Consider the following 25,423-nt stretch of genomic DNA (forward strand, 5'->3'; position numbering starts at 1 on the left):
TTATGATCTATCTTCATTCTGGCGGTGGTGTTTGTGAAAAGCAGATAAGAGTTAATCAGGCTGCAACAGATAAAGCGCAAGAAATAGCAGAAACTAAAATGAAATCTGTAGCAGAAATAGCCTCACCTGTTGATTTCCCAAATAAACTTGATGCTATAGGTGCAATATTGTTGATAGAGCCTTCAATTGAATTTGCTCAGGAAGTAGGGCGTAAATATTCACAGTTTATCGATATTGTGATTGCAGAGAGTTCTGATAAAGGAAAAAAATTAACTGTTTGTCAGATTGAATTCGCGGTAGTTAAAATCTGTGTTCTCTAGGTTTTGACTTAATGTAGTTATCCACATTAACTGTGGATAACTATTGTCTTACATGTTATTAATCTTATTTGTTGTTGATTTTATTGAAAATTTTCTTTTGATTGAAAAATATCCATTTGAATTAATTATTTTAATATCTTGTTATTATTAAGAATAATTTACGACATAATAAAATCATGTACTTTTTAATTAAGGCAGGTAAAAAGAGGTATTTTACTCTTTATACGAAGCTATTTGTCGAATAATGGTGTGGGTTTACCGGCATTATCGACAGCGACAAAATTAAATTGGCCATGGATCACTTCTTCTCGTCCTTCTGCGTACATATCTTCCAGAAAAATAGAGACATTAACAGTTAAGCTAGTACGTCCAACACGAATAACTTCACCTACAAGTTCAATAATCGTACCTGATGGGATCGGGTGATTAAAGTTAATCTTTTCGGTTGAAACAGTCACTAGGCGTTTACGACTAAAGCGTGTGGCGGTAATAAATGAGACTTCGTCCATCCAAGCTAATGCAGTACCACCAAAGAGTGTAGAGTGATGATTAGTAGTGGTGGGAAAGATAACTTTAGAAACACGAGTAACTGAATTTTTGATTTTATCTTGCAGTTCAGGAGATAAGTCAGAGATAGACATAACAATAAAGCCTTCTTCTTTTTGATACTGTAGGGAAATATTCCCCACAGTATAAAATAGAGTAAATTGAAAGCAAAGTAGATGAATGGCTGATAATGTCGTCAGTAATTAAAAGGTAATTTCGCCTGCTAGAAAAAGAGTAGCATCACCTGTAAGTAGAATACGGCCATTTTTTAATTCACAGTCGATATTTCCACCTCGCTTTGAGACTTGTCTTGCATGTAATTGTTTTTTATTGAGCTTATCGCTCCAAATAGGAACTAAGACACAGTGAGACGTGCCAGTAACGGGATCTTCATTTACTCCTTTTACCGGTGCAAAGAAACGAGAAATAAAATCAAAAGGTTTATCTCCTTTTGCAGTAATAATAACGCCAGGTAAATCTAACTGTGCTATTTGAGAAAAATCAGGTTGATAATTAATCACTTGATCTGGTTCAGACAAAAAGCAAACATATCTATCACGCGCTTGCCAAACTTCATTGATGGTTAAATTAAGTTGTGTTTCTAGTTGTGATTTTATGCTGTTATTTAACGTCGCAGGAATGGTTGGAAAATCAAGCGTAAAAAATGAGTCTTGGCAAGAGACGGTGAGCTCACCTGAAAGTGAATGAAATTTAAATAAATTATCTGGAACGTGTTTAATCGTCTTTAATACAAATGCGGTGGCTAATGTGGCATGCCCACATAATGGTACTTCTATTTTGGGTGTAAACCAGCGAATGTGATTATCTACTAAAAAGGCGGTTTCAGGTAAATTAATCTCACTGGCAAGTGCAATTAAGGTGGCATCAGGCAACCATTCTTCCAACAAAATGACAGCTGCGGGGTTTCCTGAAAAAGGTGTAGAGGAAAAGGCATTAACATAATAGATAGGAAGAACAGTCATCGCATTACCTTAGTGATAAACTATCAATAAATAGAAGATAATGAGATTAAGTGTTTTAAATACTAGGTGCAATATATAAAAATCACCTTTAAATAACAGGGTATAAAAGCAAAAAGCCATGCCTAAAAGTAGATGAGGCATGGCTTCAATAACGAACAAGTGAAATTAAGCTTGTGCTTTCTCTTTGCTATCTGCGCTTTGTAAAATCTTACGAACTGGAATAATCAGTGCAGCAAGAACAATGGCACAAATAACCAGAGCGATAGAAACATGAGAGAAGAAATCAGGCATAACATCCAATTTGTCTGGACGAATATTCCCCCCCATTAAACCAGCAGCTAAATTACCTAATGCGCTTGCACAGAACCATAGTCCCATGACCTGCCCACGCATTCTTGCTGGAGCTAAAATAGTCATTGTGGCAAGGCCAATTGGGCTTAGACATAATTCACCTAATGTCAGCAATAAGATGCTACCAATCAACCAAAGTGGTGAAACACCTTGTCCTGTTGCGATAACGCTCTCAGATGCAAACATCATGACGGTAAAGCCACCTGCTGCAAATAAAATACCAATCACGAATTTAGTGATGCTACTTAAATTCATATTCTTACGTGCCATCATTGGCCATAACCAACTAAAGACAGGAGCAAGAACAATAATAAACAGCGCGTTTACAGACTGGAACCAAACTGCTGGGATCTCAAAACCCATAAAGTTTAAGTCTGTATAGTCATTGGCAAATAAGTTAAATGATGTTGGCTTTTGTTCGAATGCAGACCAGAAAAGGGCGGCTGAAACCAATAAAAGGAAACAAACAAATAAGCGAGAACGATCACTACTACTTAATCCAGCGAATAGGAATAAATAGATAAAATAGGCGATAACACTACCAGAAATCACGTAGACCATAAAGTTAGCCACAGCAACTGGGTTAAAAGGAATAACACCAGAAATAATAAGGCCAACAATTGCCATAAGAACGACAGATAACGCTAAAACCCATTGACCGACATTACGACGAACAACCGTTGGGCGATCCCAGCTTGAATCTAAACCAACTTCGCTATCAAAACGACGCATGGTCGGTACTGCATAAAAGCGGAAAATCAGTAACGCAACAAGCATACCAATCCCACCGATACCAAAGCCCCAATGCCAGCCATAATCACGTACTAAGAAACCCGTGATGAGTGGTGCAATAAATGAGCCCATATTGATACCCATATAAAATAAGGAAAATCCACCATCACGGCGAGTATCATCCCTTTTATATAAGGTTCCTACCATCACTGTGACACAGGTTTTAAATAACCCTGTACCTAATACAATCAGTAATAAACCGATAAAGAACAGATCTTGTGACCAAAACGCAGAAAGTGCGATGGATAGGTGCCCTAATGCGATAAAGATAGAGCCATACCATACAGCTAGGCGTTGACCTAACCAGTTATCAGCGAGCCAACCTCCAGGTAGCGATGTTAAATAAACACCACCGGCGAAAATACCCACAATAGCAGAAGCCTGCTCTCTGGGGATTTCCATGCCACCCTCATAAACGGTTGCCGCCATAAATAGAATTAATAATGGGCGAATACCATAGAAAGAAAAGCGTTCCCACATTTCAGTGAAGAAAAGGGAGCTTAATGGATATGGGTGGCCAAAGAAAGTTCGGCTAGATTTTGAGTGAGTAGATTGCATCTTAAATTCCCAAAAAAAACCTCTACAGGTCGTTTGCAAGTAAAAAGAACAAAATATTAGCAAGTGATGAAACAAAACTATTTCATTCTGTTATCAGTATTCACTGCATTTAATTAATATATTTTTAACATACTTTTGTCAGAATTTAGCGACTAAAAGTATATTTAATACTTTATAAACCATTTTTTGGTGCAAAAGTCGATAAAAATCTCATTTTGCAATAGTTAACCTTGCAATTTTTTGAAAAAAGAGGACAAGAAAGTTTTAGAGGTCTTAACAAATGGGTGTTAAGAATGTTCTTAATAAACAATAAATTACAAAAAATAGAATAAAAAAAGTAACAATTAGGCCTTTAAATGTAAAAGTGTAATTTTTTGAAGAAAAAAAACTATTAACTGATCTTATTTGTGGATTTTTTGACTACTTTTCTTGTGGCGTTCTAAAGCTTAACCAAGAATAAATTAGATTAAAAAAGACAACAGCTGCGGTGAAATAAAAAACAGCTCTAAATCCATAGCTTGCAGCAACAAAAGCACCCATTAACGGTCCTGTAACATTTCCAACATCTCTTAGTGCTTGGTTATAACTAAAAATTCGACCAGCAATAGCAGGGGTAATGTTATAGAGAATAAGCGTTTGTACTGCAGGTAACATGGCCGCATTAACTGCGCCAAGTAAAAATCGTAACGCACCAAGTTCCCAATAATTACTGACCAGCGCCATTGGAATTAACATAAAAATAGAGAGCCCGAGGGTAAAAATAAGGACTTTATCAGGGCCAATTCGGTCGCCTAGCTTACCAAAGCGAGGGGCGCTAATAAGTGCAGCAATACCAGGTACAGAGGCAACAACGCCACTGATAAAGGCAAGGTTACTGACCGATCCTGTTAATTCACGGATATAAAGTGTCAAAATAGGCGTAACAGAGCCCGTTGCCACTTGTATTATCATTGTGGTGAAAAATAGACATACAACGAGTCTTTTGTTTTTAAGCGATGAAAAAACTTGTTTTGTGGTTAGTGCGTCTTTTTTAGAAACAGGCGTGAAGTTTTCACTCACAAAAAAGAGGGTGACTAAAAAACAAATAAATAAAACCGCTGAAGTAATAAAGAATACAGGGCGCAAACCATAGAGGTCAGCAAGCATCCCTCCAATTAAAGGACCAATTAAAGCGCCACTTACGGCACCTGTTGAAAGGGTCCCTAATGCCCAACCACTTTTTTTGACAGGAACTTGAGTTGCAATTAATGCGTTAGCATTAGGAACAAAGCCACCTAATACACCTAGCAAGGCACGTAATACCAATAATTGCCATATATTTTGTGCAAAACCAATTAATACCATGACGATGGCCATGCCAAGGGCAGAGCGTAATAGCATTAATTTTCGACCTTTCCTATCAGATAATTTTCCCCAGAAAGGGGCGGCGATAGCAGAAAAAAGAAAAGTAATACTAAATGCTACACCCGTCCAAAGGTTAAGTTCTTCATGATCGGTTATACCTAATTCTTCAACATATAAAGGAAGAAAAGGCATAATCAAACTAAAACCTGCGCCAGTTAGAAAACAACCAAACCAGACAATATAAAGATTACGTTTCCAAGAATTATTTCGGGGCTTGAGATCCATGTTACTCCTTTAGCCGAGAACGAGAGAGTAAACCAAGAAAATAGGCTGAACATAACCGTAGTGACGTTGAATATTATGACAACGCATCGGTTTTCTTATTTATAGTGAATAAGAATATAGCCATGATACAGAATAAGTGCGATAGGTCTTGCTCTTATAATGTTTTTTGCAGGAGTTTACAGCGTGTGCTGTTGTTGATTTTATTATTGTTGTATCAGCGTGTTGTCATATTACAAAGTGGCTGCTTTGGAATAAAACAGCCACTTTGTGATTAATGTACTTTCTTTATTTCGTTATATAAAGAAGCATCACCTTCTGGGCGGGTTTTAAAGCGGCGATGCAGCCACATATATTGGTCTGGCGCACGTAAAATCTCTTGTTCAACCACTTTATTCATCGCTTTAGCAGTATTTTCCTCATTATCAACGGGGAAATCAGCAACAGCCGGAGAAATAATTAGCTCATAACCCTTACCTTCAGGTAAGCGTTTGGGTGTAAATGGAATTAATGCAGGTTTGCTGGTTCTTGCCAGAATATAAGTTCCTGTTGTTGTTGCCGCTTTATCAACAGCAAACAAAGGTACAAAAACGCTTTTCCGTGGACCATAATCATGGTCAGGTGCATACCAAACAATTTCACCCGCTTTTAAACTACGTATCATGCCTTTGACATCTTTTCTGTCGATCATCGATTTATTTGAGCGTAATCGACCCCATGTTTGTAGCCAGTCCATAACAGGGTTATCGTTAGGGCGGTAAACACCAATTCCTGGGTTATAGATACCAAAAATACGAGCACCAAGTTCAAGAGTAAGAAAATGTATCCCAATAAGTAAGATGCCTTTCCCAGTTTCATGCACTTTGGAAATATTTTCAATCCCGCTGACTTTAAACCAACGTTTGACACGCCAATCTGGCCAAAACCACGCCATACCAGTTTCGAATAATCCCATACCAACGGATTCGAAATTTTTATTAACTAGGGCTTCTCGCTCACTTTTTGGCATTTGTGGAAAACAAAGTTCAATATTTCGTTCCGCTATTTGGAGTCGTTTTTTTAAAAAAACTTTAGAGAAACGGCCTAGGCGTGTACCTAGCCAATAAATGACAGGATAAGGAAGCAGAACCAGAATATAGAGTAATCCGATCCCAAACCAAGTCAGCCAATACTTAGGCTGCAAAAATGATTTTTTAAATGGAGGTGACTTTATCATAAGCCTATCTATTTACTATTTTTCCAATGAATATCTTATATTGTGACACTTTTTGGCGCAGATAAGAAATTTTGTCATAAATTAGGTGAAATTATTTCAATGCCTTGTAATGCAGTCACCAATTCAGCAATATTTTTTGCGGCCATTTTATCCATCACTTTGGCTCGATGAACTTCAACAGTTCTTATTGAAACACAAGCAACTTCAGCGATTTCTCGGTTCATTAAACCTTGAATAACATAATAAGCAATGTCTTTTTCTCTTGGGGTTAATGATGCATAGCGACGACGAATATCATGTGCTGTAAAACGGATATTTGTTTCAAGAAATGCGGCATCTAAGGCAGATAGCAGTGCATTGCTATCAACGGGTTTTTGTAAAAAATCAATAGCTCCCTTTTTGATCTCCTCCACAGCCATAGGAATATCACCATGGCCCGTTAAAAAAATCACAGAAAGTGTGCTGTGCTTATCAATTAAATGCTGGTGGACTTGTCTACCGTCAGGTTTTGGCATCCGCATATCTAATAGCACAACCCCTTGTTGATAGAGATTGACATTGTTGATAAAAAATTCGCTATCATTCCAAACATGGGCTGAATAACCTAAGCTTTCTAATAAAAACTGACAAGCATCAGTGACTGCAAGATCATCATCCACAAGGTGAATAGTGGGCATTTTTTCTCCGTTATTTATTTTTATTAGGGAAAATAAGTGTGATTTTTAATCCGATATTATTTTGCTCATTTTGTTGATTTTCAATGTGAATATCCGCACCTTGAGAAAGTAGTAATCGTTGGCAAATCACTAAACCTAATCCAAGCCCTTCCGTTTTTGTTGTTTGGAATGGAGAAAAAGGTTGTTCAAGCTGACTATGACTCATTCCGCCTGCATCATCTTCAATAACGACAAGCAATCTATCCGGTGCTTTGTGTGTACTTATCTTCAAGTGTTTCGCACCTGCTTGCAGGCTATTGGTGATTAAATTCGATAAAATTTGCTCGAATAAGGTTTCAGGTAAACACAGAGTATCATGCTCATCAACATTGGTTTTCAGTGAAACTTGTGGGTATTTTTCTTCTACACGTAAAAGTTTCCAAATATGGTGGATACACTCAGCGATATTCTGATGAGAAAGCGTAATTGTATCTGTGTTAGGTGTCTGTTTTCCAACCCATAAACGTAGATTTCTAATGATATCAGCACCGCGTTGTGCTTGTTTGTCTATTTGTTGCAATGCAGGTAATAGCGGGTGTGACTCATTTTCTTTTTTAAGACGAATAACACTACCTTGTGCATAACTTTTTATGGCAGAAAGAGGCTGATTAAGTTCGTGGGCAAATCCTGAAGCCATCTCCCCCAATATATTTAAGCGTTGAGCATGTTCTAATTCTTCTTTTTGCTGCCTTAATCGATTATGTGCATGCTCTAATTGTTGACTGCGACGTCTTACTAAATAACTAATCCACACTTGGTTTAAAATAAGAAAAAGAATAGCCGCCAACGAAAGACCAATAATAAATTGGTGTTGGATTGCCCAGCTTTTTGCATCTTGCCAAAGTTGTCGTTGTCGAGGATGTTGGTTGACTTCTCTGAGTAAGTTTTCAACTTGTGTATGTGACGCAGGGGCTCCCCATTTCATGGGTTTACTGTCATCTGTGAGTAAAATGCGAGTTACTTTATCAACTAACTCATCAGGCACAGTGTCTAATGCGGCGAATGACCAATTAGGATATAGGGGGGTACTAGTTAAACACGGCGTATTAGTTTGATAGGAAATCACTGGGCGATAATCACTTTTTCGAATCAATCCCTCATTATCCATATTTTCTAGTAGGCAAACGGGAATAATTGCCGCGTTAATATCTTCATCTCGTAAGAGATAAAGCAAGGCATCGGCGGGAAAACCGGTGAAACGTAATGTGAAATCTTTATCGGGATCAATACCTTCTTCGCGTAGTGCTTTATAACCTAAAAGATAACCACCAAAAGCATCAGGAGCAATGGCACCAACACGCTTTCCTATTAGCTCGTGAACAGACGTAATTGGGCTGTCATTACGAACTAAAATCAGGCTACCAATCACATTTCGTGTTGTGTTGTCAGGCTCATAACCAGAGCGTAAAGAGAGCAACCAGCGTAATGGAAAAGCATTATCTAATTGAATAAATTGCGCAGGGTTTGTTAGCAAGAAATCAACATTTTTTTTCGCTACTGCTAGCTTCATTTCTTCCAGATTTAAGGGAACTAACACAAAATTTTCTGAAGGAAATTGTTCATTTAATGTTTGAACAAGAGGCAACCAGTGTCTTTGTGTTGAAGCATCCCCCCGTAAAGCTAAGACGCCAATGCTCCACTCTTTTGCAATGGCATGTAGAGGTAGTACAAAAAAGAGTAGCAATAATCCGATACTTACTGCTTTTCTTATCCCAATTGTCTGTTTTATCGTCATAAATATCTAATGTTAAATATTGTTTTGGATCAAGTTCATACCCAGTATGTGGTAAACCACAATAGGTGTTGTCTTCAGTAATTTTTACAATGCACTTATAACAAAACACATACTTTTTACTTTCTATTTCCTTCACTCATTGTGAGATTGTGTTGTTGAGTGATGCTGGAGACAAATATGGATCTTGGAAAACGAAAATTTCTACAACAATTAGGGGTCCTTACTGCAGGTGCTTCACTGGTTCCTTTAGCTGAAGCCGGCATTAAATTATCACCTGAGCGTCGTGAAGGCTCGGAAGATAAACGCTATGGCATGCTGATTGATTTACGCCGTTGTGTAGGATGCCAGTCCTGTACTGTGAGCTGTAATATTGAAAATCAAACACCCCAAGGGCAATTTAGGACGACAGTAAACCAATATCAGGTTGCTATCAAGGGGCAAGAAGGGATAACTAACGTCTTACTACCTAGATTATGTAACCATTGTGATGAACCGCCTTGTGTCCCAGTTTGCCCTGTCCAAGCAACTTTCCAACGTAAAGATGGCATTGTTGTTGTTGATAATGAACGTTGTGTTGGTTGTGCTTATTGTGTTCAAGCATGTCCTTACGATGCACGTTTTATTAATCACTCAACACAAACTGCGGATAAATGCACTTTCTGTGCGCATCGCCTTGAAGTCGGTTTATTGCCAGCCTGTGTCGAATCTTGTGTTGGTGGCGCACGTATTATTGGTGATATGAAAGATCCTAATAGCACTATCAGCAAAATGCTGCGTACACATGAAAAAGAGCTGAAAGTATTAAAACCAGAAAGTGGCACATTGCCACAAGTTTTCTATCTCGGCCTCGATGATGCATTTGTACAACCGTTAGCAGGTCAAGGACAACCAGCATTATGGCAGCAGGAGGTTCACTCATGATCTCGCAAGTCTCTCAAATTCAAGAAGTCATGGCGATCCCGCAAGAATATTTTTGGTTGCCTTGGGCTGTGCAGTATTTCTTTTTTATTGGTATTGCTTGCAGTGCAACACTTTACGCCTGTTGGCAGTGTTGGAAAGGCCGAGCCGGTAATCAACGTTTAGAAGCTGTTGCGGTATTTATTGCAGTAACCGCGGGTATTACAGCACCGCTTGCTTTAACTGCAGATTTACACCAGACCGCACGTGTATGGCACTTTTATGCTTATCCAACACCGTGGTCGTGGATGGCATGGGGTTCAATATTACTGCCATTATTCTCGGCGTTTAGCATGCTTTACTTTGCGGCAATGGTTGTTCGCTTAGTGTGGAAACGTGAATATAAATTAACACGTTGGGTTGCATTAGCTTGCTCATTAACTGCAATTGGTTTGCTGTTATATACAGGGCGCGAAGCCTCTATCTTAAAAGCAAGACCTGTGCTGTATACCTATTGGTTACCGATCCTTCTGTTCTTTAGTGCAATGCAAGTACTACCAACATTGTTGGCATTAGGAACGCGCCGTGAACCTATACATCAACGTGAATTAGCGATGTGGTTTGTAAGTTCATTAATGTTATTAGCAGTATGTACGGGTTTTTGGGTTGCTGGCGATACTATTTCAGGTCAAGCCATTAGACAACAATTAGCAATGGGAAGTCTTGGCTGGTGGAGTGCTATGGGCGTTATCGTACTATGGGTTATCTCTGTTGCGATGGGACTTTTGATGGCAAAACAAGCCCGTTCGGTTGCATTTATTACCATGATGGCATTTGTATCAATGGGGCTTGCGTGGGTATTACGCTGGTTAATGTTGATGGGTGCGCAGTATCTTCCAAAATATAACATTATTACAAATCCTTATGAGTTTACGCTAGGCAATGATGGACTGATGGCAATCGTTGGAACATTTGGATTGTGGATAGCGTTAACCATCATCTTTAGAGAAAGTATTCGTTGGGTTGTCAGGAGAGTGCAGCATGGCTAAATTTACAAGACGTCAATGGCTTAAAGGTGGATTAGTTATCGGTGGTATTGCCGCATTTGCTGCCAGCTACCGTGATGTTGCTAAACGTGCCGTAGATGGTTTAGTTGATGGCACATCGGGTAAAGTGACACTTGATAGGATCAATGGTAACTCGTTATTACCTGAAGGTAAGGTTGTTAAAGAGAGCAATTGGCAAGCGAATACTGATCAATCTGTTTGTATGACCCAATGTTTTGGTTGTTGGACGCAATGCGGTGTTCGTGCTCGTGTTGATCGAGCAAACAATAAAGTATTACGTATTGCTGGTAACCCTTATCATCCACTTTCTCATGATCATCATTTTGGCTACAACATGCCAATTAAAGAAGCATTTGAAAAAATGGGGGGTGAAAGTGGGTTAGAAAATCGCTCTACGGCTTGTGCGCGTGGTGCAACCATGATGGAAAGCCTTGATAGCCCAACTCGCATTCTTGAACCGATGAAACGAGTCGGTAAACGGGGTGAAGGTAAATGGAAACGCATTAGCTTTGAACAATTGATCCAAGAAATTGTTGAAGGCGGTGATTTGTTTGGAGAAGGTCATGTTGATGGTTTACGTGCGATCCGTGATTTAGACACTCTTATTGATCCCAAACAACCCTCATTAGGCCCTAAAGCTAACCAATTATTAATGACAAATGCGGGTGATGATGGGCGTGATACGTTTATTCGTCGCTTTGCTCAAAATTCATTTGGTAGTAAAAACTTTGGTGCTCATGGCTCTTATTGTGGATTAGCGTATCGTGCTGGTTCTGGTGCGTTAATGAACGATTTAGATAAAAACGCCCACGTTAAACCAGATTGGGATTACGTTGAATTTGCACTGTTCTTAGGAACATCACCAGCACAATCAGGTAACCCATTTAAGCGCCAAGGTCGCCAATTAGCTAATGCACGTATTCGTGACTCGTTTAATTATGTGGTTGTTGCACCTGCTTTACCGTTAACAACAACATTAGCTAACGATCATGGGCATTGGGTTCCTGTTCAACCAGGAACGGATGCCGCTTTAGTGATGGGAATGATCCGCTGGATCATTGAAAATAAGCGCTACAATGCAGACTATCTGTCAGTGCCAAGCGAAGTTTCAATGAAAAATGTGGGTGAGAAGAGCTGGACAAATGCGACTCACCTTGTGATCAGTGATGAAAAACATCCACTTTCAGGACAAATGCTCACCACGGCACATTTTAATGATATTGCTGAGGGGGAAGAGCAAAACTTAGTGTTATCACTAGATGGTGAATTAGTTCCTGCGACACAAGTCGATAAAGCACAATTATTTGCTACGCATAAAGTCACTTTAAAAACAGGCGCTGAAGTGACGGTAAAATCAAGTTTCCAATTACTTGATGAAGCGGCTAAACGTATGACACTGGCTGAATATAGCGAGCGTTGTAAAGTACCAGAAACGACCATTGCCGCATTAGGCCGTGAATTCACCGCTTATGGACGAAAAGCTGCTGTTATCTCTCATGGCGGTATGATGGGAGGAAATGGTTTTTATACTGCTTGGAGCGTGATCATGCTCAATGCACTAATAGGTAACTTAAACCTTAAAGGTGGGGTATCTGTTGGTGGCGGTAAATTTAATGGTGCAACAGATGGCCCTTGTTACAAAATGGATAGCTTTAAGGGTAAAGTGAAGCCAAAAGGTATGGTGTTATCGCGTAGTAAAGCTGCCTATGAAAAATCCGATGAATATCGTGAGCGTGTAGAGAAAGGGGAATCTCCATATCCGGCAAAAGCGCCTTGGTATCCGTTTGCAGCAGGGCAATTAACTGAGCAACTAGGTTCTGCATTAGCGGGTTATCCTTATTCATTAAAAGCATGGATCACGAATATGACCAATCCTGTTTATGGGATCGCTGGTATTCGTCAAGTAATGGAAGAGCGTCTTAAAGATCCGAAGCATCTGCCTTTAATTATCGGCATTGATGCTTTTATGAATGAAACAACCGCGCTGGCAGACTATATCGTGCCTGATACACACAATTTTGAAAGTTGGGGATTTAGCGCGCCTTGGTCTGGTGTTCAAGTGAAAGCAAGTACCGCACGTTGGCCGATTATTGAACCTCGAGTTGCTAAAACAGCGGAAGGCCAACCAATCTCAATGGAAACATTCTGTATTGCTATTGCCAAAGCCTTAGATTTACCCGGCTTTGGTGATAAAGCTATTGAAGATATGGATGGAAATTTCTATCCAATCAACAGTGCAGAAGATTACTATTTACGTGTTGCGGCTAATATGGCTTTTATGGGTGAAAAACCGGTTGCACCTGCAACTAATGAAGATATTTTACTGAGTGGTGTTGATCGAATTTTGCCAGCAATAACTTCCACATTAAAAAATGAAGAAGTATTGCGTGTTGCATATATTTACACCCGAGGCGGTCGTTTTGCTCCTTATGACAAAGCATGGAATGGTGATGAAACTGGACCTCAGTGGAAGAAACCATTACAAATTTGGAATGAAGAAGTTGCGAAAAATCATCATGCAATAACGGGTGAGCGTTATAGTGGTTGCCCAACTTATTATCCACCACGTCTTTCAGATGGTAGTGATATTCACCAGCACTATCCTGAAAATCAATGGCCATTAAAACTAATGTCCTTTAAGTCTCATGTCGTGAGTAGCTCTACGGGTATGATACAACGTTTACGAATGGTGAAACCGAGTAATTTGGTCGCAATTAATCCTCAAGATGGTAAAAAATGGGGAGTTAATCATGGTGATAAGGTTCGTATTGTAACACCTGGTGGGCAAGTTGAAGCTGAGATTAGTTTACTCGATGGTGTGATGCCAGGTGTTTTAGCGATTGAACATGGTTATGGGCATCAAGAATTAGGCTCTCGTCAACATTACTTAGATGAACAACCTTTACCGATGGATAAAGATATTGGTAATGGTATCAATCTTAATGATTTAGGGTTTGCTGATCCAACAAGAGAGATAACCAATACTTGGTTAGACTGGGTATCTGGTGCCTCTGTTCGTCAAGGTTTACCTGCTAAAGTTGAACGTATCGCTTAATTATTTGCCTTGAACTTTAATCTATCACTTCACTCTTTAAGATGGAGAGTGAAGTGATAACAAAGTGAATAGTTTTTTTATATTATAAAATATACATAATATTAGTTTAATTGTTTTAATATCATATGTACCCTACATACATAGTATTATAATGAATTTAAGGTGGTCAACACGCCTATTCGTCACCACATTTACAGAGAGTAATAATAGGAAGTGGACTCCTTTTTTCTTTTCTTTATTTTATAATTTAAAGGGATAAGACTACTTTTCATATATGTATTTTAAAATGTTATATATGAAAAATAGCTCAATTCTATTTTTTACGTTAATTTTTTCAGTAATATGTCTCTTGTGTGAATATACTGTGCTATTGCTAATACGTAGCTTTTTAGCTATTTGGTGATTAGGCAATTCGTTCATCCAGTAATTAATAATTTTTTGCTCTTGTGTGCTGAAAATAGAACACATAGAGTGTTTATATGTTGGAAAAAATACTTGGCATCGCGATGTGAATAAAGACGTTTTTTCAAGCACCCAAGGAAGTACTCTTTTGGGAAGGATAAAACAGTTATTTGTCAATGCGATAGGACTTTCCTTGTCAGGATAGTTTGCATCAATGTAGAGATAAAGTCGGCAATTTCTTGTTAAAATGAAAAAGAGTTGCAAATGTTGGCAGTGTGCTATTTCTCGGCAATATCGGGTAAGGTCAATGAATATAATATCAGGCATAGAATGATTAATATAATTATTAGCTTCTTGTATAGATGATGCGTCAATAATTTCATGTCTTATATTTCTTTTGGAGAAATAATGCTTTATACCGTTACGAGTAAAGAAACATTCATCAATAATTAATACTTTCACAAATAACTTCCTTGTTTGTTGCTATTCTATTAATTTATTAAAATAAAGATAACTTCATTTTATGTCAATTCGGCTTATATGTTATTTTTTTTAAGATATATCGAATAAAATAATTATTATTACTCTCGTATTAAATGATGATTTATTTATTAATGTTGTTAGTTATTTCTCATAATATGAAAATTATGAATAGATAATATATAAGAAATTATTATGCGGAATGATAAAAATGAGAACAGGAGTACATTGTACTCCTGCTTTGCGTTCGCTATCTTTTTGTCGATCTTTTTATTAATGCTTGGTGTTGTCTGAAACAGAATCTTCAGATGACTCAATTTTATCAATACCTGCTTGAAGAATATGAATCAACTGTTTAGCTATGTCTGTTGTGAGCCAAAGTGTCTTATCTACAACTGCATTTTCTGGATGATGTTCGTTTTCAGGAAGATAATGTAAACGCAACATCATGGCATCGTAGATGTCAACGGTACTGATATCCCAGCCTACAACAGGATGTGTCTGTATAACTTCATTTTTTCTACTCATAATACCTCCTAATCATACAGCCGGTTTTGACTAAGAGAGAAGCTCCCACGCAATGTGGTTACTTTTCAGTATACGAGATTTATCATGATTAAAAAGATAAATTTTTGTTGTAACAAAAAAATGTGTGCTGGCTCTGATAAAAGAGTAATGCACCATTAACAGCCGAACAAATGTTATATGGTGCATTTTAGAAGAATATCAAGGGGTGAGATTAATTGACACTAATATCCCAGTGAACATTTTCATTCGCTAGGAATGGGATAAGTGCTTCATTACCACAAAGAATTTGCGCAGGTGCTTCAATGTTTTTTTCTGTTAGCGTAATGGTGCCTTCATTTACAGGTAACCCATAAAAACGTGGACCATTGAGTGAACAGAATGCTTCAAAGTGCGCTAATGCATCAAGTTCTTTAAACACGGTTGCATAGGCGGCTAATGCAGTAGGGGCGTTAAATACACCCGCACAGCCACAAGAGGACTCTTTTCGATGTTGCAAATGTGGTGCAGAGTCTGTTCCTAAGAAAAAGCGAGAATTTCCAGATGCTACTGCTTGTCTTAATGCTTCTTGGTGAACATTACGTTTAAGAATTGGTAGACAATAGAGATGAGGCTTAACACCGCCAACCAACATATGATTACGGTTAAACATCAAATGTTGCGGAGTAATGGTGGCACCGAGAAATTCATTTCCTTCTAGCACATACTGAGCCGCTTCTTTGGTTGTGATATGTTCAAAAACTATTTTTAGCTCAGGAAATTGTTTGCGTACAGGGGACATGACGTTATCAATGAAACGCGCTTCTCTATCAAAAATATCAATATGTGAAGCAGTAACTTCGCCGTGGATCAACAATGGCATACCGATTTTTTCCATCACACTTAAGATTGGATAAATCTTTGTAATATCAGATACACCATGGCTTGAGTTCGTTGTTGCATTTGCTGGGTAAAGCTTACAGGCAGTGAAAACACCTTGTAAAAAACCTTGTTCAACTTCTGAAGGCAGTGTGCTATCTGTTAAATAGCAAGTCATTAAAGGTTCGAAGTTATCACCAGCAGGAATAGCTGCTTTAATTCGATCACGATAAGCGCGAGCTGCTTCAATAGTTGTAACTGGTGGAACGAGGTTTGGCATGACAATAGCTCTGCCAAAATAATGACTGGTATAAGGAACAACGGTTTTTAGCATGTCATCATCACGAAAGTGAACATGCCAATCATCAGGACGGCGAATAGTGAGGGTGATAGGTTGTGCAGTGGTCATATACCGGCTCCGTGTGTCTTAGGAAAATCGAAAGATCAAGGATTGGATTGGACTAAGTAGTCAAGCCGGAAACGAATGCTAATACGAAAACGATTAAATAGCTACCATTTAATCGTATTTTTTATTATGTATTATAGAATATTGTAAGGGAAAACAGAGAATAAAATCAAAAGGTTACGAGGGTGACACAAATAGAAATGGCTCCTCCAACTGGACTCGAACCAGTGACATACGGATTAACAGTCCGCCGTTCTACCAACTGAACTATGGAGGAATAACACTAAGTGGCGTGTATCATATAGCGGTAGTTTTGATATGTCAAAGGACAATCCTCGATATTTGTTTAAGTGCGTAGATAAGCAACATTTCGTACGTTTCTAAAACGGATGCTCTTATAAAGAGGTGTGGTTTTTTGCAATAACGAATAAAAATAAGGAGATGAAGTGTTTAACAGTAAAAAATGGAGATCTTAAAAAAATACATTAACGGAAAAGAGAGGGAATTGGATCATGCGGATGATAGAAAGCAAAAAGCCCGCACTATAATAGCACGGGCCTTTCTAAATTTGGCTCCTCCAACTGGACTTGAACCAGTGACATACGGATTAACAGTCCGCCGTTCTACCGACTGAACTATGGAGGAAGCGTGTTCTCTTGAGAACGAGAAGGATGATAGCGAGGGTGATGAGCTTTGTAAAGTAAAAAAAGTGAAATAACAGTTTAAGTGGTTAAAAAATAACTAATTTATAGGTTTTAAATCAAATAAGGCTACTTTAAGATAAAAATATTCAATAAATCACACTAGGTAAAATGGAAAACATGAAAACGAGTGTTTTTATTAGTCATTAAGTTATAGAAAACTATTGATAAAACTTAGAGAAAAAGAGGCCAGTAAAACCAAAGAAGAAAATAAAAGGCTAGAAAGCAAAAAGCCCACACTATCACAGTGTGGGCTTTTCTAAATTTGGCTCCTCCAACTGGACTCGAACCAGTGACATACGGATTAACAGTCCGCCGTTCTACCGACTGAACTATGGAGGAAGCGTGTTCTCGTGAGAACGAGGCGAATAATAGCTATCCTTTGTCACCTTGTAAAGTAAAAAAATGAAAAAAAATACCGTTTGCTCAAGACTGCATCAAGTTGTTTCTTTTTTGATAAAAATGTATAAAAAATAAATGGTTATCAGTAGATGCCATGTACAATAAGATATTTCTATTATGCGGTGTAATTCTAAAGTCGATAAGAAGCACAAAGAGGTCTTTTCAAAAGAAAGTTTTTCATACTGTTTAATAATACAATGTAAAGAATGCTGAGGTTAAAGAGAAGATCCAGAGACTATGAACATCACCGATTTATCAACGCCAATTTTAATTGAGTTCGAGGAATTTAAAAAAACACTCCTTTCCCATACGAAAGATAAGGAAGGAGGTTGGGATACGGCTGTTTCTGGATTAGCGTTGTGTCATTATACAGCAACGACAGAATCAGAAGGGTGGATGTATGAGCCAAGTTTGGCTATTGCTGCTCAAGGTGCAAAACAAATAACAATAGGCTTAGAAACAAATTGTTATCGCCCTATGAATATGCTTTTGACATCATCTGATATACCTACTTTTGCTAAAGTTTGTGAAGCCTCTAAAGAGGCACCATTTTTAGCTATTTTACTTAAATTAGATCTCTCTTTATTGCCTGAATTGTTAGCTGAAAATCGATTTGAATTATTGCAAGAAAGCAATCAACATAGAGCTCAACAAGTCGTTCCCGTCACAGCACCAATATTACAAGCAGTCACTAGGCTTATTAAACTGATTGATACACCAGAGGATGTGCCTTTCATTGCTCCTTTGATCCAAAAAGAGATCCTTTATTACTTATTACGATCAAATGGTGGGGCTAGGCAGCAGTTATTAGCATCGCAACACCCTCAATGCCGTCAAATTAATCATGCGCTTGATTGGGTTAAGTTGCATTATCAAGACACTATTCGCATTGAAGATTTGACCACATTAGTAGGAATGAGTACCTCTTCATTTCATTTCCACTTTAAAAACCGAACGGGTATGACACCATTACAATATCAAAAATGGCTACGCCTTAATGAAGCCCGACGCATTATGTTAATTGAAATGGCAGACGTCTCTGAAGCCGCATTTAGAGTGGGATATGAAAGCCCATCACAATTTAGTCGTGAATATCATCGATTATTTGGTCTAGCTCCTTTAAAAGATATCCAACGATTAAAAGAATCTGACACTGAAAGGGTATCTTTGGATTATTAGGCAAGAATAATGGAGAAATGAGTTAAAGCAATAATGAATGATTGCGTTACAGTCATGCTATTAGATATTGGTATATAAAGGAGTTTGAAGTGGCTAACGTATTTATTATTAATGCATCAAAAGAATTTGATGGTTCTGAAGGAAAACTCAACGATCATTTAACGCAAGTTGCGACGACATTGCTATCTTCACATCAGATAAATGTGCAATCAACACGTATTGATGATGGCTACGATAATGATGAAGAAGTTGATAAATATTTATGGGCTGACGTTATTATTTATCAAATGCCAGCATGGTGGATGGAAGGTCCTTGGATCTTAAAAAAATATATTGATGATGTATTTAGTGCCGGTGGCGATAAACTATTTATTGATGATGGTCGCACACGAAAAGATCCTTCAAAGAAATATGGTTCGGGAGGGTTGCTACAAGGTAAAAAATACTTACTTTCTGTGACTTGGAATGCGCCATTTGAATCTTTTGAAGAACAAGAACAATTCTTTGAAGGAAAAGGTATTGATGCTGTGTATTTTCCATTCCACAAAGCAAATCAGTTTTTAGGCATGGAAGGATTGAAAACCTTCGGAATGTTTGATGTGGTAAAACAACCACAAATTGAAAAAGATATTCAGGCGTATAAAAAGCACTTAGAACAAGAAATTATTGGTTTGTATCATTAAACTTAGCCAAGTGTATTTATTGGCTATTTCTTATTTACAAGAGGTCTAAACAGCCACATGCGGTAGAAATGAAAAAGATAAATTAAAAGATGAGGAAACGTGGCTGACTTTAATAGAAAATATTGATGGGATAGCTAATAGCAAAAAGCCCGCGCTATGACAGTGCGGGCTTTTCTAAATTTGGCTCCTCCAACTGGACTCGAACCAGTGACATACGGATTAACAGTCCGCCGTTCTACCGACTGAACTATGGAGGAAGCGTGTTCTTCTTGAGAACGAGGCGCATAATAACGATGATATATCAGGGTGTCAACGCTAAAAGTAGATTAAATATCTGTTTGGTTGGTTTATCGACAAAGTGGTTAAATAATAGAAGTTATTCTCCGTGTCTTTACGGTTAACACGGAGAATGGATCAAGATTGGGGTGATAATTGTGATGCCGAAATAGATTGTTGGACAGGATCGAATGCCATCAAATAGACATCATAAAAATGAATTTCTTGTTTTTTACTAATAATCTCTCGAATGTCTTCTTTTATCTTTGGTGAAATTGCGGGATGTTGCTGAATTTCATTTACTGCTTCATCAGACAGTTTCTCAAAGGTATACCATTCACCGTTATAGCAAACTCTTAAATCAAGTACGCCAATATCTTCAAATTTATAGATAGGCTTAATATCAAATAGCAATACTCCGGCCATCACTAGGAACATTAAAGTAAAAAGCACCAGTGAAATAATGCCAAAATAAGGAGAGTAGATAAGTAATGCAGCAAGTAATATATAAGAGAGAACCATGCTGATACATAACCAGATATGGTTTTTCAAAAATTGACTATTAAAGTGTGGTTTTCCGTCTCTTTTTTCAGCTTTATTGATCCGGTCTAAATCACGCTCTAAGATTTCTTTTAATACATTCATTGTAAACACCTTAAGAGATGAATGTTGCAAACTTGTTTCTTGTTGCTAGATTATCACGGAGACAAGATAAGCAGGTAGAACAGTTTTTTTAAATTCTGAGATTAACTGTTATTGTAATGCCATTAAGATTATTCTTAGTTGTTGTTAATAATAGAGATAAAATATCAAATAAATTTTATACACAGTGATAAAAATAGAGGAAGAATTGTATTTTTAATGTGCAATTCGCATTTTTTTAATCTTTAGACGCATAAAACTATTGCTATTAAACTTGTCTCATGCGTTAATGAGTAAGGCCTCAATACAGACCTGATTTATGATTGACATTCTAAGTTAATGAGTTTTAAACAGCATCGCTTTTTGACCGTTTTCTTCATGTGTGCCCATAAGTTATAGGTAGTTCAGGCCAGTAGATGCCGAGAAGGCAACGTTTTATTGATATATAGGAAAGTCACATGTCTGACAAAATGAAAGGTCAAGTTAAGTGGTTCAACGAGTCTAAAGGCTTTGGTTTTATTACTCCAGCAGACGGAAGCAAAGACGTATTCGTTCACTTTTCTGCCATTCAAGGTAACGGTTTCAAAACTCTGGCTGAAGGTCAGAACGTAGAATTCACAATTGAAAACGGTGCAAAAGGTCCAGCAGCTGCTAACGTAACAGCTCTGTAATTTAAAGCCTTTTAAAAATTTTCTTCAAGCCTGTCACCTTATGGTGGCAGGCTTTTTCTTTATGGGTAAAATAAACAAAAAGAGAATGATAATATTTATCAGGAGAGAAAATGCAGATTAATGATAAGGTTGTTGTGAAAACGGATGGTGTTGACGATCGTGAAGGGATCATCCTACTTATTGAAGAATTTAACGAAGGTATTATGTATTTAGTATCACTCCCTGAATATCCAAAAGGAATTTGGTTTTTTAATGAAAAAGAGGGTGGTGAAGGGACATTTGTTAGGCCAATACAAGAAAAGTGATTTGTGTTTAGGTTCGGTTCATTTACAATTTTAAATCAGCTACTTATACTTTTGCTAAATTTTAGTGAGGAGAAGTCACCTTGGATACGCAAAGTTGTAGGTTAACAGTAACTCAGTTAACTCAAAATAAATTTATTCAAATCGATAGGTAGGCTGTTTTCTTCATTAAAACTGCTTACCATTTTTGGTGGGCAGTGCATTGCAATATTCCTTTCTTACATATTTCTGTGTTTGCACTTACCCAAAAAATTTCCTTTATATTACTAATAAACAAGGTAAAGGCATGTGCTACATTTTTTTCTCTCTATTTCCTCCACCTAGGTTGATACATTAATTCTAATACTCTGAACATTTAGAGATAAATTTTCATACTTATTTTTTAATCATCATGTAGAGGAAATAAACATGACGATGACACCTTATATTTTAAATTTGGTGATTGCCATGTGTCTTGGTGCTTTGATTGGGGCTGAGCGTCAATGGCGACAAAGAATGGCTGGTTTAAGAACGAATGCACTCGTTGCCACCGGAGCGGCTGTTTTTATCTTAAGTTCAATCGAGACTTCACCTGATAGTCCAGGCCGAATAGCGGCTCAAGTAGTTTCGGGAATAGGCTTTTTGGGCGCAGGTGTAATTATGCGTGAAGGAATGAATATTCGAGGATTAAACACAGCGGCAACACTTTGGTGTTCTGCGGGAATAGGTGTGTTATGCGGTTTAGGTTTGTATCAATTGGCGACTATAGCAACACTTCTTATACTTTGTGCCAATATTTTATTACGGGAAGCCGCTCAACGTATTAATGCTCAACCACAACACCAAGCAATAGATATTGAGCAACGTTACTCAATTCGAATTATTTGTCATGAAGAAGATGAAGTTTTGGTTAGAACCCTTATTCTACAAGCAATAAATGGTTTACATGTTCGATTACAATCTTTGAGTAGTGCAGATACATTGATGCCTAGCCAGCTAGAAGTTTGTGCAGAGTTGCTGGCAACTCCAGTTGAACAAAAAGAGATAGAAGCCATTGTTTGTCGTGTTAGCTTAGAAAAAAGTGTAAGTGCGATTAATTGGAAAATTGCAGCTGAACACCCTGCTTAACTGACAATAGTTTGAGTAAATGTATCTCTTATGATGACTCTCTATATTCTATATAGGGAGTTTTTTGTTCCCTTAATATAGGGAAGATATTAAAAAATAATTTAAAGAGAATATAAATGTTATAGAAAGTTATAAGCATATAACCATATTTCTTGTGAGCAAATAGACGTAATGGTTAATTTTAAAACTAAGCACCTTATTGAAGAATAGTGAGATCTGTATCATGTATTAAGTATTATTACTGATATATAAAAATAAAGTATTTTATTAATGTAATTATTATCAATGTAACTATTACTCTATGGGATAAAAAAATAGAACTTTTTTATTCATAACTGGTTAATTAAGAAGACACAGTAAGATAAGGGAATTATTTTCGTTTTATTTTAAACACTCATTTTTATGTAATTTGATTAATATGCAATTATTTATATTGTGGTTAACCCGTATATTGTGAATTTTAAGCGAAAATGACTGAATAGAGTTTAAGCGTATTTGATATGGTTTCTCTTTTTTATTAATTATTGATTTCAGATTGGTTTGATTTATCACTCTTTATTTTATTTTGAATAAACGATGATCATCAAAATCAAGTAAGCGTTTGCCACTAGTTATTTACTTATTAAATGAGGCACTTAGGTGTATTGTAGGACAAAAAATCGTTATTAAGGGGCTTAGTGCAGTATAGAATTTCGGATCGAAAAGCGTGTTTTCTATTGATTATACTAGGAATTTTTTTAATACCTAAATAATACTCTCAAATTATTTCAATGTATTTGGCGAAATATATATCAATGTTTTTTATCAGGTTTGATTTAAGTTTCAATTTTTGAGTAATATTTTTAATTTAACCAAATTAGTGTTAAGAGAAAGTAGGCCAAGAGGTGTTAAATGGCTAGTTTTACCCGCTACAGCAAAGCTGATGAATGGCCGAGTAATGTTGTTTATAATTGCTCATCAGTGATGTACAAATTTTTTTGAAAGAATGTAATTTTTTTTGTAAAAAGCATGTAGAAAAAATGATACCAATAAGTAATCTTATAATGAGAATAGAAAAGGCATACCAAGCATTTCTTAGTGTAAAATAATAATTTCATGAGTTTATTATTTGTAACTTTGTCAAGGATGTAAATCTTACTTATTACAGAAAGAGAATTATCTTAGAGTGAAATAGCTATGCCATTGTCATTTATTCCGAAAATAAATATAAAGGATTATTAGATATTGACCTTTTTTGATTTACTTAAAAAGATAAAAACAAGTTCGAACTACCATTAATTAAAAAAGTATGTCATCAAAAAAAAGTTGATAAACATTTCACGATAGCTATCTCAAAAAGATAGGCTCATTTCAATAGAACTGAAAGCAATACACAAAGTATTTGTATTCACGGCATGAATAATCTCAATTATTTTCGATTTGAAAAATAAAGTTACAATATTTTACTGATTTTTCTTTTCACGAAAAACAGAACACTTTTGTGGCGTAAATGATGGAACCTTGTTATTGCTTTTTAAGCTTGATCTAATAAATGAGATATAGATCTAGATTACTTAGATATATCAATATTTTTATTACCTTTTTATGAAGAGGAAATGCCTTTTTAAACCTAAAATTACTCAAAAAAGGGTAATAATAAGGGCTAAATTAGTGATAAGTGGAGCTGAATATTTAGATATGTATTTTAGTTATCTAAATAAAAATATAACGATATTTAAATGTCAGTCTGCGCCTAACTCTGTCAACATCAACTTTTGTTAAGCAATGGTGTTACTTAATATCAGCACTTTTGGCTCTGTAATGCATTAAGACTTGTGCTAGCTAGGTTGAAATGAAGGTTCTGAACACAGAAGGGAAGGGAAAGTGAAACAATACTCATCATTTTTAGGAGCAAAACAAATTACGATAAAAGTTAGTTTCAGCGATAAAAAGTAACATTTGATATTTTATCGTTTGTATTGATGATAATGGAGTAATCAATAAGATGTTATTTTGATCGTATTTATTTTGTTTTGTTTACATTGAAAAGGTATGGCTATACAAGTGTTAAGCATGGCGTGGTGTGTTTGTCTGCACAGACGTTTTCAACATTTAGCTGTAATCTCAAATAAAAGAAACAAAATTTATATTCGATTTTCTCCCTTTATGGATTAATTACTTTATATTAGGGATCTCCAAATCTTTTTTTTATAAAACTGAAATTAATATTTCAAATTTAGTCTATTTTTTTATAATAAAAAGAGGGGATTTTATAATATAAAAGGATTCAAATGACCTTAATATTTTATTTTTTCTTCATTAAATATAATGTCTATAATTTATTTATATTTATTTTACCAATATACGTAACCACACATTTCAAATGTTTTTTTAAATTATCATTTTACACACTAATTAAATAGGGCTTATTTTTATAAATTAACTTTCTTTTTTTTACATTTTTCTTAAGCCAAATATTGTATTATATATATATGCTATTTTATTAGTTTGGTTGGTTTGAGATTGTTTTTTATTAAATTCATTTTTTATTTTTTTCTATTTTTAATATTAAAAACCTCACTAATATAAATATTCCCTGTTTATAAAATAGACTTCAAATCATAAATAAAACTTACTTATGTGAGGATATTATTTAACTGTGATTAATTTACAGTCAATAAAACTCTTATTAAGAGTTCTGTAATTTAAGTGTTAAAAGCTTATCTTTAAATATAAATATATTTATACTATTGCGTATGAAACTTTAATGGTGTGGAAATAAATATTCAATGATTTGAGGGTGATGATGCATAACTAAGAATTTAATTTTATATGACTTATCCTTCTGAATCATAAAAGCATGGGCGTATCGCTATGATTTAAAAGAAAAAAATAATTAGTTAAATTAAGATAAAAAAAAGAATAACTAGAAATAATTATGATAGCTT

At 36.3% G+C, this 25,423-nt stretch carries 20 protein-coding genes and 4 tRNA genes; 9 read left to right on the forward strand and 15 right to left on the reverse strand.

Features of this window, described 5'->3' with window-relative positions; genetic code table 11:
• The first annotated feature begins 2 nt into the window (after window positions 1–2).
• Window positions 3–320, forward strand: coding sequence for a hypothetical protein (locus ABN217_RS00625; RefSeq protein WP_197269041.1), 318 nt, complete (start codon window positions 3–5; stop codon window positions 318–320).
• Window positions 321–550: 230 nt separating this feature from the next.
• On the opposite strand, the gene ABN217_RS00630 is transcribed toward ABN217_RS00625, so the two are convergent.
• The 7 genes from ABN217_RS00630 to ttrS all read right to left on the reverse strand — a co-directional run bounded on the left by ABN217_RS00630 (window position 551) and on the right by ttrS (window position 8,843).
• The gene (locus tag ABN217_RS00630) at window positions 551–961 is read right to left on the reverse strand and encodes an acyl-CoA thioesterase (RefSeq protein WP_072068555.1); all 411 of its coding nucleotides are present in this window, start codon (window positions 959–961) and stop codon (window positions 551–553) included.
• 108 nt (window positions 962–1,069) lie between these two features.
• Entirely contained in the window at window positions 1,070–1,849 is a 780-nt protein-coding gene (locus ABN217_RS00635; RefSeq protein ID WP_340893390.1) for a PhzF family phenazine biosynthesis protein, read from the reverse strand.
• Window positions 1,850–2,014: 165 nt separating this feature from the next.
• Entirely contained in the window at window positions 2,015–3,550 is a 1,536-nt protein-coding gene (locus tag ABN217_RS00640) for a peptide MFS transporter (RefSeq protein ID WP_115349994.1), read from the reverse strand.
• Window positions 3,551–3,970: 420 nt separating this feature from the next.
• Window positions 3,971–5,179 (reverse strand): multidrug efflux MFS transporter MdtG, encoded by a 1,209-nt coding sequence (gene mdtG, locus ABN217_RS00645; RefSeq protein ID WP_072068552.1) that lies wholly within the window; start codon window positions 5,177–5,179, stop codon window positions 3,971–3,973.
• Window positions 5,180–5,450: 271 nt separating this feature from the next.
• Window positions 5,451–6,392 (reverse strand): Kdo(2)-lipid IV(A) acyltransferase, encoded by a 942-nt coding sequence (locus ABN217_RS00650; protein WP_349458964.1) that lies wholly within the window; start codon window positions 6,390–6,392, stop codon window positions 5,451–5,453.
• 74 nt (window positions 6,393–6,466) lie between these two features.
• On the reverse strand, window positions 6,467–7,069 hold the full coding sequence (ttrR, locus tag ABN217_RS00655) for a tetrathionate respiration response regulator TtrR (RefSeq protein WP_072068550.1): 603 nt from the start codon (window positions 7,067–7,069) through the stop codon (window positions 6,467–6,469).
• A 10-nt stretch (window positions 7,070–7,079) separates the two neighbouring features.
• A complete protein-coding gene (gene ttrS, locus ABN217_RS00660) occupies window positions 7,080–8,843 on the reverse strand; it encodes a tetrathionate respiration histidine kinase TtrS (protein ID WP_349458965.1) in 1,764 nt (587 codons plus the stop codon).
• 177 nt (window positions 8,844–9,020) lie between these two features.
• On the opposite strand from ttrS, the gene ttrB reads away from it, so the two are divergent.
• The 3 genes from ttrB to ttrA are packed head-to-tail and all read left to right on the forward strand — an operon-like array spanning window position 9,021 to window position 13,862.
• A complete protein-coding gene (gene ttrB / locus ABN217_RS00665; protein ID WP_072068548.1) occupies window positions 9,021–9,764 on the forward strand; it encodes a tetrathionate reductase subunit TtrB in 744 nt (247 codons plus the stop codon).
• A complete protein-coding gene (ttrC, locus tag ABN217_RS00670) occupies window positions 9,761–10,789 on the forward strand; it encodes a tetrathionate reductase subunit TtrC (RefSeq protein ID WP_196553723.1) in 1,029 nt (342 codons plus the stop codon). Before ttrB ends, ttrC begins: the two co-directional genes overlap by 4 nt.
• Complete coding sequence (gene ttrA, locus ABN217_RS00675) at window positions 10,782–13,862, forward strand: tetrathionate reductase subunit TtrA (protein WP_349458966.1); 3,081 nt, start codon at window positions 10,782–10,784, stop codon at window positions 13,860–13,862. Before ttrC ends, ttrA begins: the two co-directional genes overlap by 8 nt.
• A gap of 261 nt (window positions 13,863–14,123) precedes the next feature.
• Here ttrA and ABN217_RS00680 read toward each other — a convergent pair whose 3' ends face one another.
• The 6 genes from ABN217_RS00680 to ABN217_RS00705 form a co-directional block, all read right to left on the reverse strand.
• Window positions 14,124–14,726, reverse strand: coding sequence for a response regulator transcription factor (locus ABN217_RS00680; RefSeq protein ID WP_349458967.1), 603 nt, complete (start codon window positions 14,724–14,726; stop codon window positions 14,124–14,126).
• Window positions 14,727–15,017: 291 nt separating this feature from the next.
• Window positions 15,018–15,272 (reverse strand): biofilm formation regulator BssS, encoded by a 255-nt coding sequence (gene bssS, locus ABN217_RS00685; RefSeq protein WP_064720401.1) that lies wholly within the window; start codon window positions 15,270–15,272, stop codon window positions 15,018–15,020.
• A gap of 211 nt (window positions 15,273–15,483) precedes the next feature.
• Complete coding sequence (gene pyrC, locus ABN217_RS00690; protein WP_196553720.1) at window positions 15,484–16,536, reverse strand: dihydroorotase; 1,053 nt, start codon at window positions 16,534–16,536, stop codon at window positions 15,484–15,486.
• A gap of 198 nt (window positions 16,537–16,734) precedes the next feature.
• Window positions 16,735–16,810 (reverse strand) — tRNA-Asn (locus tag ABN217_RS00695).
• Between the two features lie 292 nt (window positions 16,811–17,102).
• Window positions 17,103–17,178, reverse strand: a tRNA-Asn gene (locus tag ABN217_RS00700).
• 322 nt (window positions 17,179–17,500) lie between these two features.
• Window positions 17,501–17,576, reverse strand: a tRNA-Asn gene (locus tag ABN217_RS00705).
• Between the two features lie 297 nt (window positions 17,577–17,873).
• Between ABN217_RS00705 and ABN217_RS00710 the strand changes: the two genes are divergently transcribed.
• Both ABN217_RS00710 and ABN217_RS00715 read left to right on the forward strand, forming a co-directional pair.
• Entirely contained in the window at window positions 17,874–18,815 is a 942-nt protein-coding gene (locus ABN217_RS00710) for an AraC family transcriptional regulator (RefSeq protein ID WP_197269047.1), read from the forward strand.
• An 89-nt stretch (window positions 18,816–18,904) separates the two neighbouring features.
• A complete protein-coding gene (locus tag ABN217_RS00715; protein WP_196553718.1) occupies window positions 18,905–19,498 on the forward strand; it encodes an NAD(P)H-dependent oxidoreductase in 594 nt (197 codons plus the stop codon).
• A gap of 181 nt (window positions 19,499–19,679) precedes the next feature.
• On the opposite strand, the gene ABN217_RS00720 is transcribed toward ABN217_RS00715, so the two are convergent.
• Both ABN217_RS00720 and ABN217_RS00725 read right to left on the reverse strand, forming a co-directional pair.
• Window positions 19,680–19,755 (reverse strand) — tRNA-Asn (locus ABN217_RS00720).
• 157 nt (window positions 19,756–19,912) lie between these two features.
• A complete protein-coding gene (locus tag ABN217_RS00725) occupies window positions 19,913–20,419 on the reverse strand; it encodes a YlaC family protein (protein WP_196553717.1) in 507 nt (168 codons plus the stop codon).
• A gap of 455 nt (window positions 20,420–20,874) precedes the next feature.
• On the opposite strand from ABN217_RS00725, the gene cspE reads away from it, so the two are divergent.
• From cspE to ABN217_RS00740, 3 genes are all read left to right on the forward strand, one after another.
• Window positions 20,875–21,087: a transcription antiterminator/RNA stability regulator CspE gene (cspE, locus tag ABN217_RS00730; RefSeq protein ID WP_004243573.1), complete on the forward strand. Its 213-nt coding sequence runs from the start codon at window positions 20,875–20,877 to the stop codon at window positions 21,085–21,087.
• A 110-nt stretch (window positions 21,088–21,197) separates the two neighbouring features.
• Window positions 21,198–21,392 (forward strand): protein DsrB, encoded by a 195-nt coding sequence (dsrB, locus tag ABN217_RS00735; RefSeq protein WP_109407827.1) that lies wholly within the window; start codon window positions 21,198–21,200, stop codon window positions 21,390–21,392.
• Between the two features lie 405 nt (window positions 21,393–21,797).
• Complete coding sequence (locus ABN217_RS00740) at window positions 21,798–22,496, forward strand: MgtC family protein (RefSeq protein WP_072068540.1); 699 nt, start codon at window positions 21,798–21,800, stop codon at window positions 22,494–22,496.
• The last annotated feature ends 2,927 nt before the right edge of the window (window positions 22,497–25,423 follow it).

It is taken from the genome of Proteus sp. fly-1067 (assembly GCF_040139345.1).
Taxonomy (GTDB): Bacteria; Pseudomonadota; Gammaproteobacteria; order Enterobacterales; family Enterobacteriaceae; genus Proteus; species Proteus vulgaris_B.

Coding starts and splice junctions, on each gene's coding strand:
- ABN217_RS00625 (WP_197269041.1), top strand. CDS start 3: ATGATCTATCTTCATTCTGGCGGTGGTGTTTGTGAAAAGCAGATAAGA.
- ABN217_RS00630 (WP_072068555.1), bottom strand. CDS start 961: ATGTCTATCTCTGACTTATCTCCTGAACTGCAAGATAAAATCAAAAAT.
- ABN217_RS00635 (WP_340893390.1), bottom strand. CDS start 1,849: ATGACTGTTCTTCCTATCTATTATGTTAATGCCTTTTCCTCTACACCT.
- ABN217_RS00640 (WP_115349994.1), bottom strand. CDS start 3,550: ATGCAATCTACTCACTCAAAATCTAGCCGAACTTTCTTTGGCCACCCA.
- mdtG (WP_072068552.1), bottom strand. CDS start 5,179: ATGGATCTCAAGCCCCGAAATAATTCTTGGAAACGTAATCTTTATATT.
- ABN217_RS00650 (WP_349458964.1), bottom strand. CDS start 6,392: ATGATAAAGTCACCTCCATTTAAAAAATCATTTTTGCAGCCTAAGTAT.
- ttrR (WP_072068550.1), bottom strand. CDS start 7,069: ATGCCCACTATTCACCTTGTGGATGATGATCTTGCAGTCACTGATGCT.
- ttrS (WP_349458965.1), bottom strand. CDS start 8,843: ATGACGATAAAACAGACAATTGGGATAAGAAAAGCAGTAAGTATCGGA.
- ttrB (WP_072068548.1), top strand. CDS start 9,021: ATGGATCTTGGAAAACGAAAATTTCTACAACAATTAGGGGTCCTTACT.
- ttrC (WP_196553723.1), top strand. CDS start 9,761: ATGATCTCGCAAGTCTCTCAAATTCAAGAAGTCATGGCGATCCCGCAA.
- ttrA (WP_349458966.1), top strand. CDS start 10,782: ATGGCTAAATTTACAAGACGTCAATGGCTTAAAGGTGGATTAGTTATC.
- bssS (WP_064720401.1), bottom strand. CDS start 15,272: ATGAGTAGAAAAAATGAAGTTATACAGACACATCCTGTTGTAGGCTGG.
- pyrC (WP_196553720.1), bottom strand. CDS start 16,536: ATGACCACTGCACAACCTATCACCCTCACTATTCGCCGTCCTGATGAT.
- ABN217_RS00710 (WP_197269047.1), top strand. CDS start 17,874: ATGAACATCACCGATTTATCAACGCCAATTTTAATTGAGTTCGAGGAA.
- ABN217_RS00725 (WP_196553717.1), bottom strand. CDS start 20,419: ATGAATGTATTAAAAGAAATCTTAGAGCGTGATTTAGACCGGATCAAT.
- cspE (WP_004243573.1), top strand. CDS start 20,875: ATGTCTGACAAAATGAAAGGTCAAGTTAAGTGGTTCAACGAGTCTAAA.
- dsrB (WP_109407827.1), top strand. CDS start 21,198: ATGCAGATTAATGATAAGGTTGTTGTGAAAACGGATGGTGTTGACGAT.
- ABN217_RS00740 (WP_072068540.1), top strand. CDS start 21,798: ATGACGATGACACCTTATATTTTAAATTTGGTGATTGCCATGTGTCTT.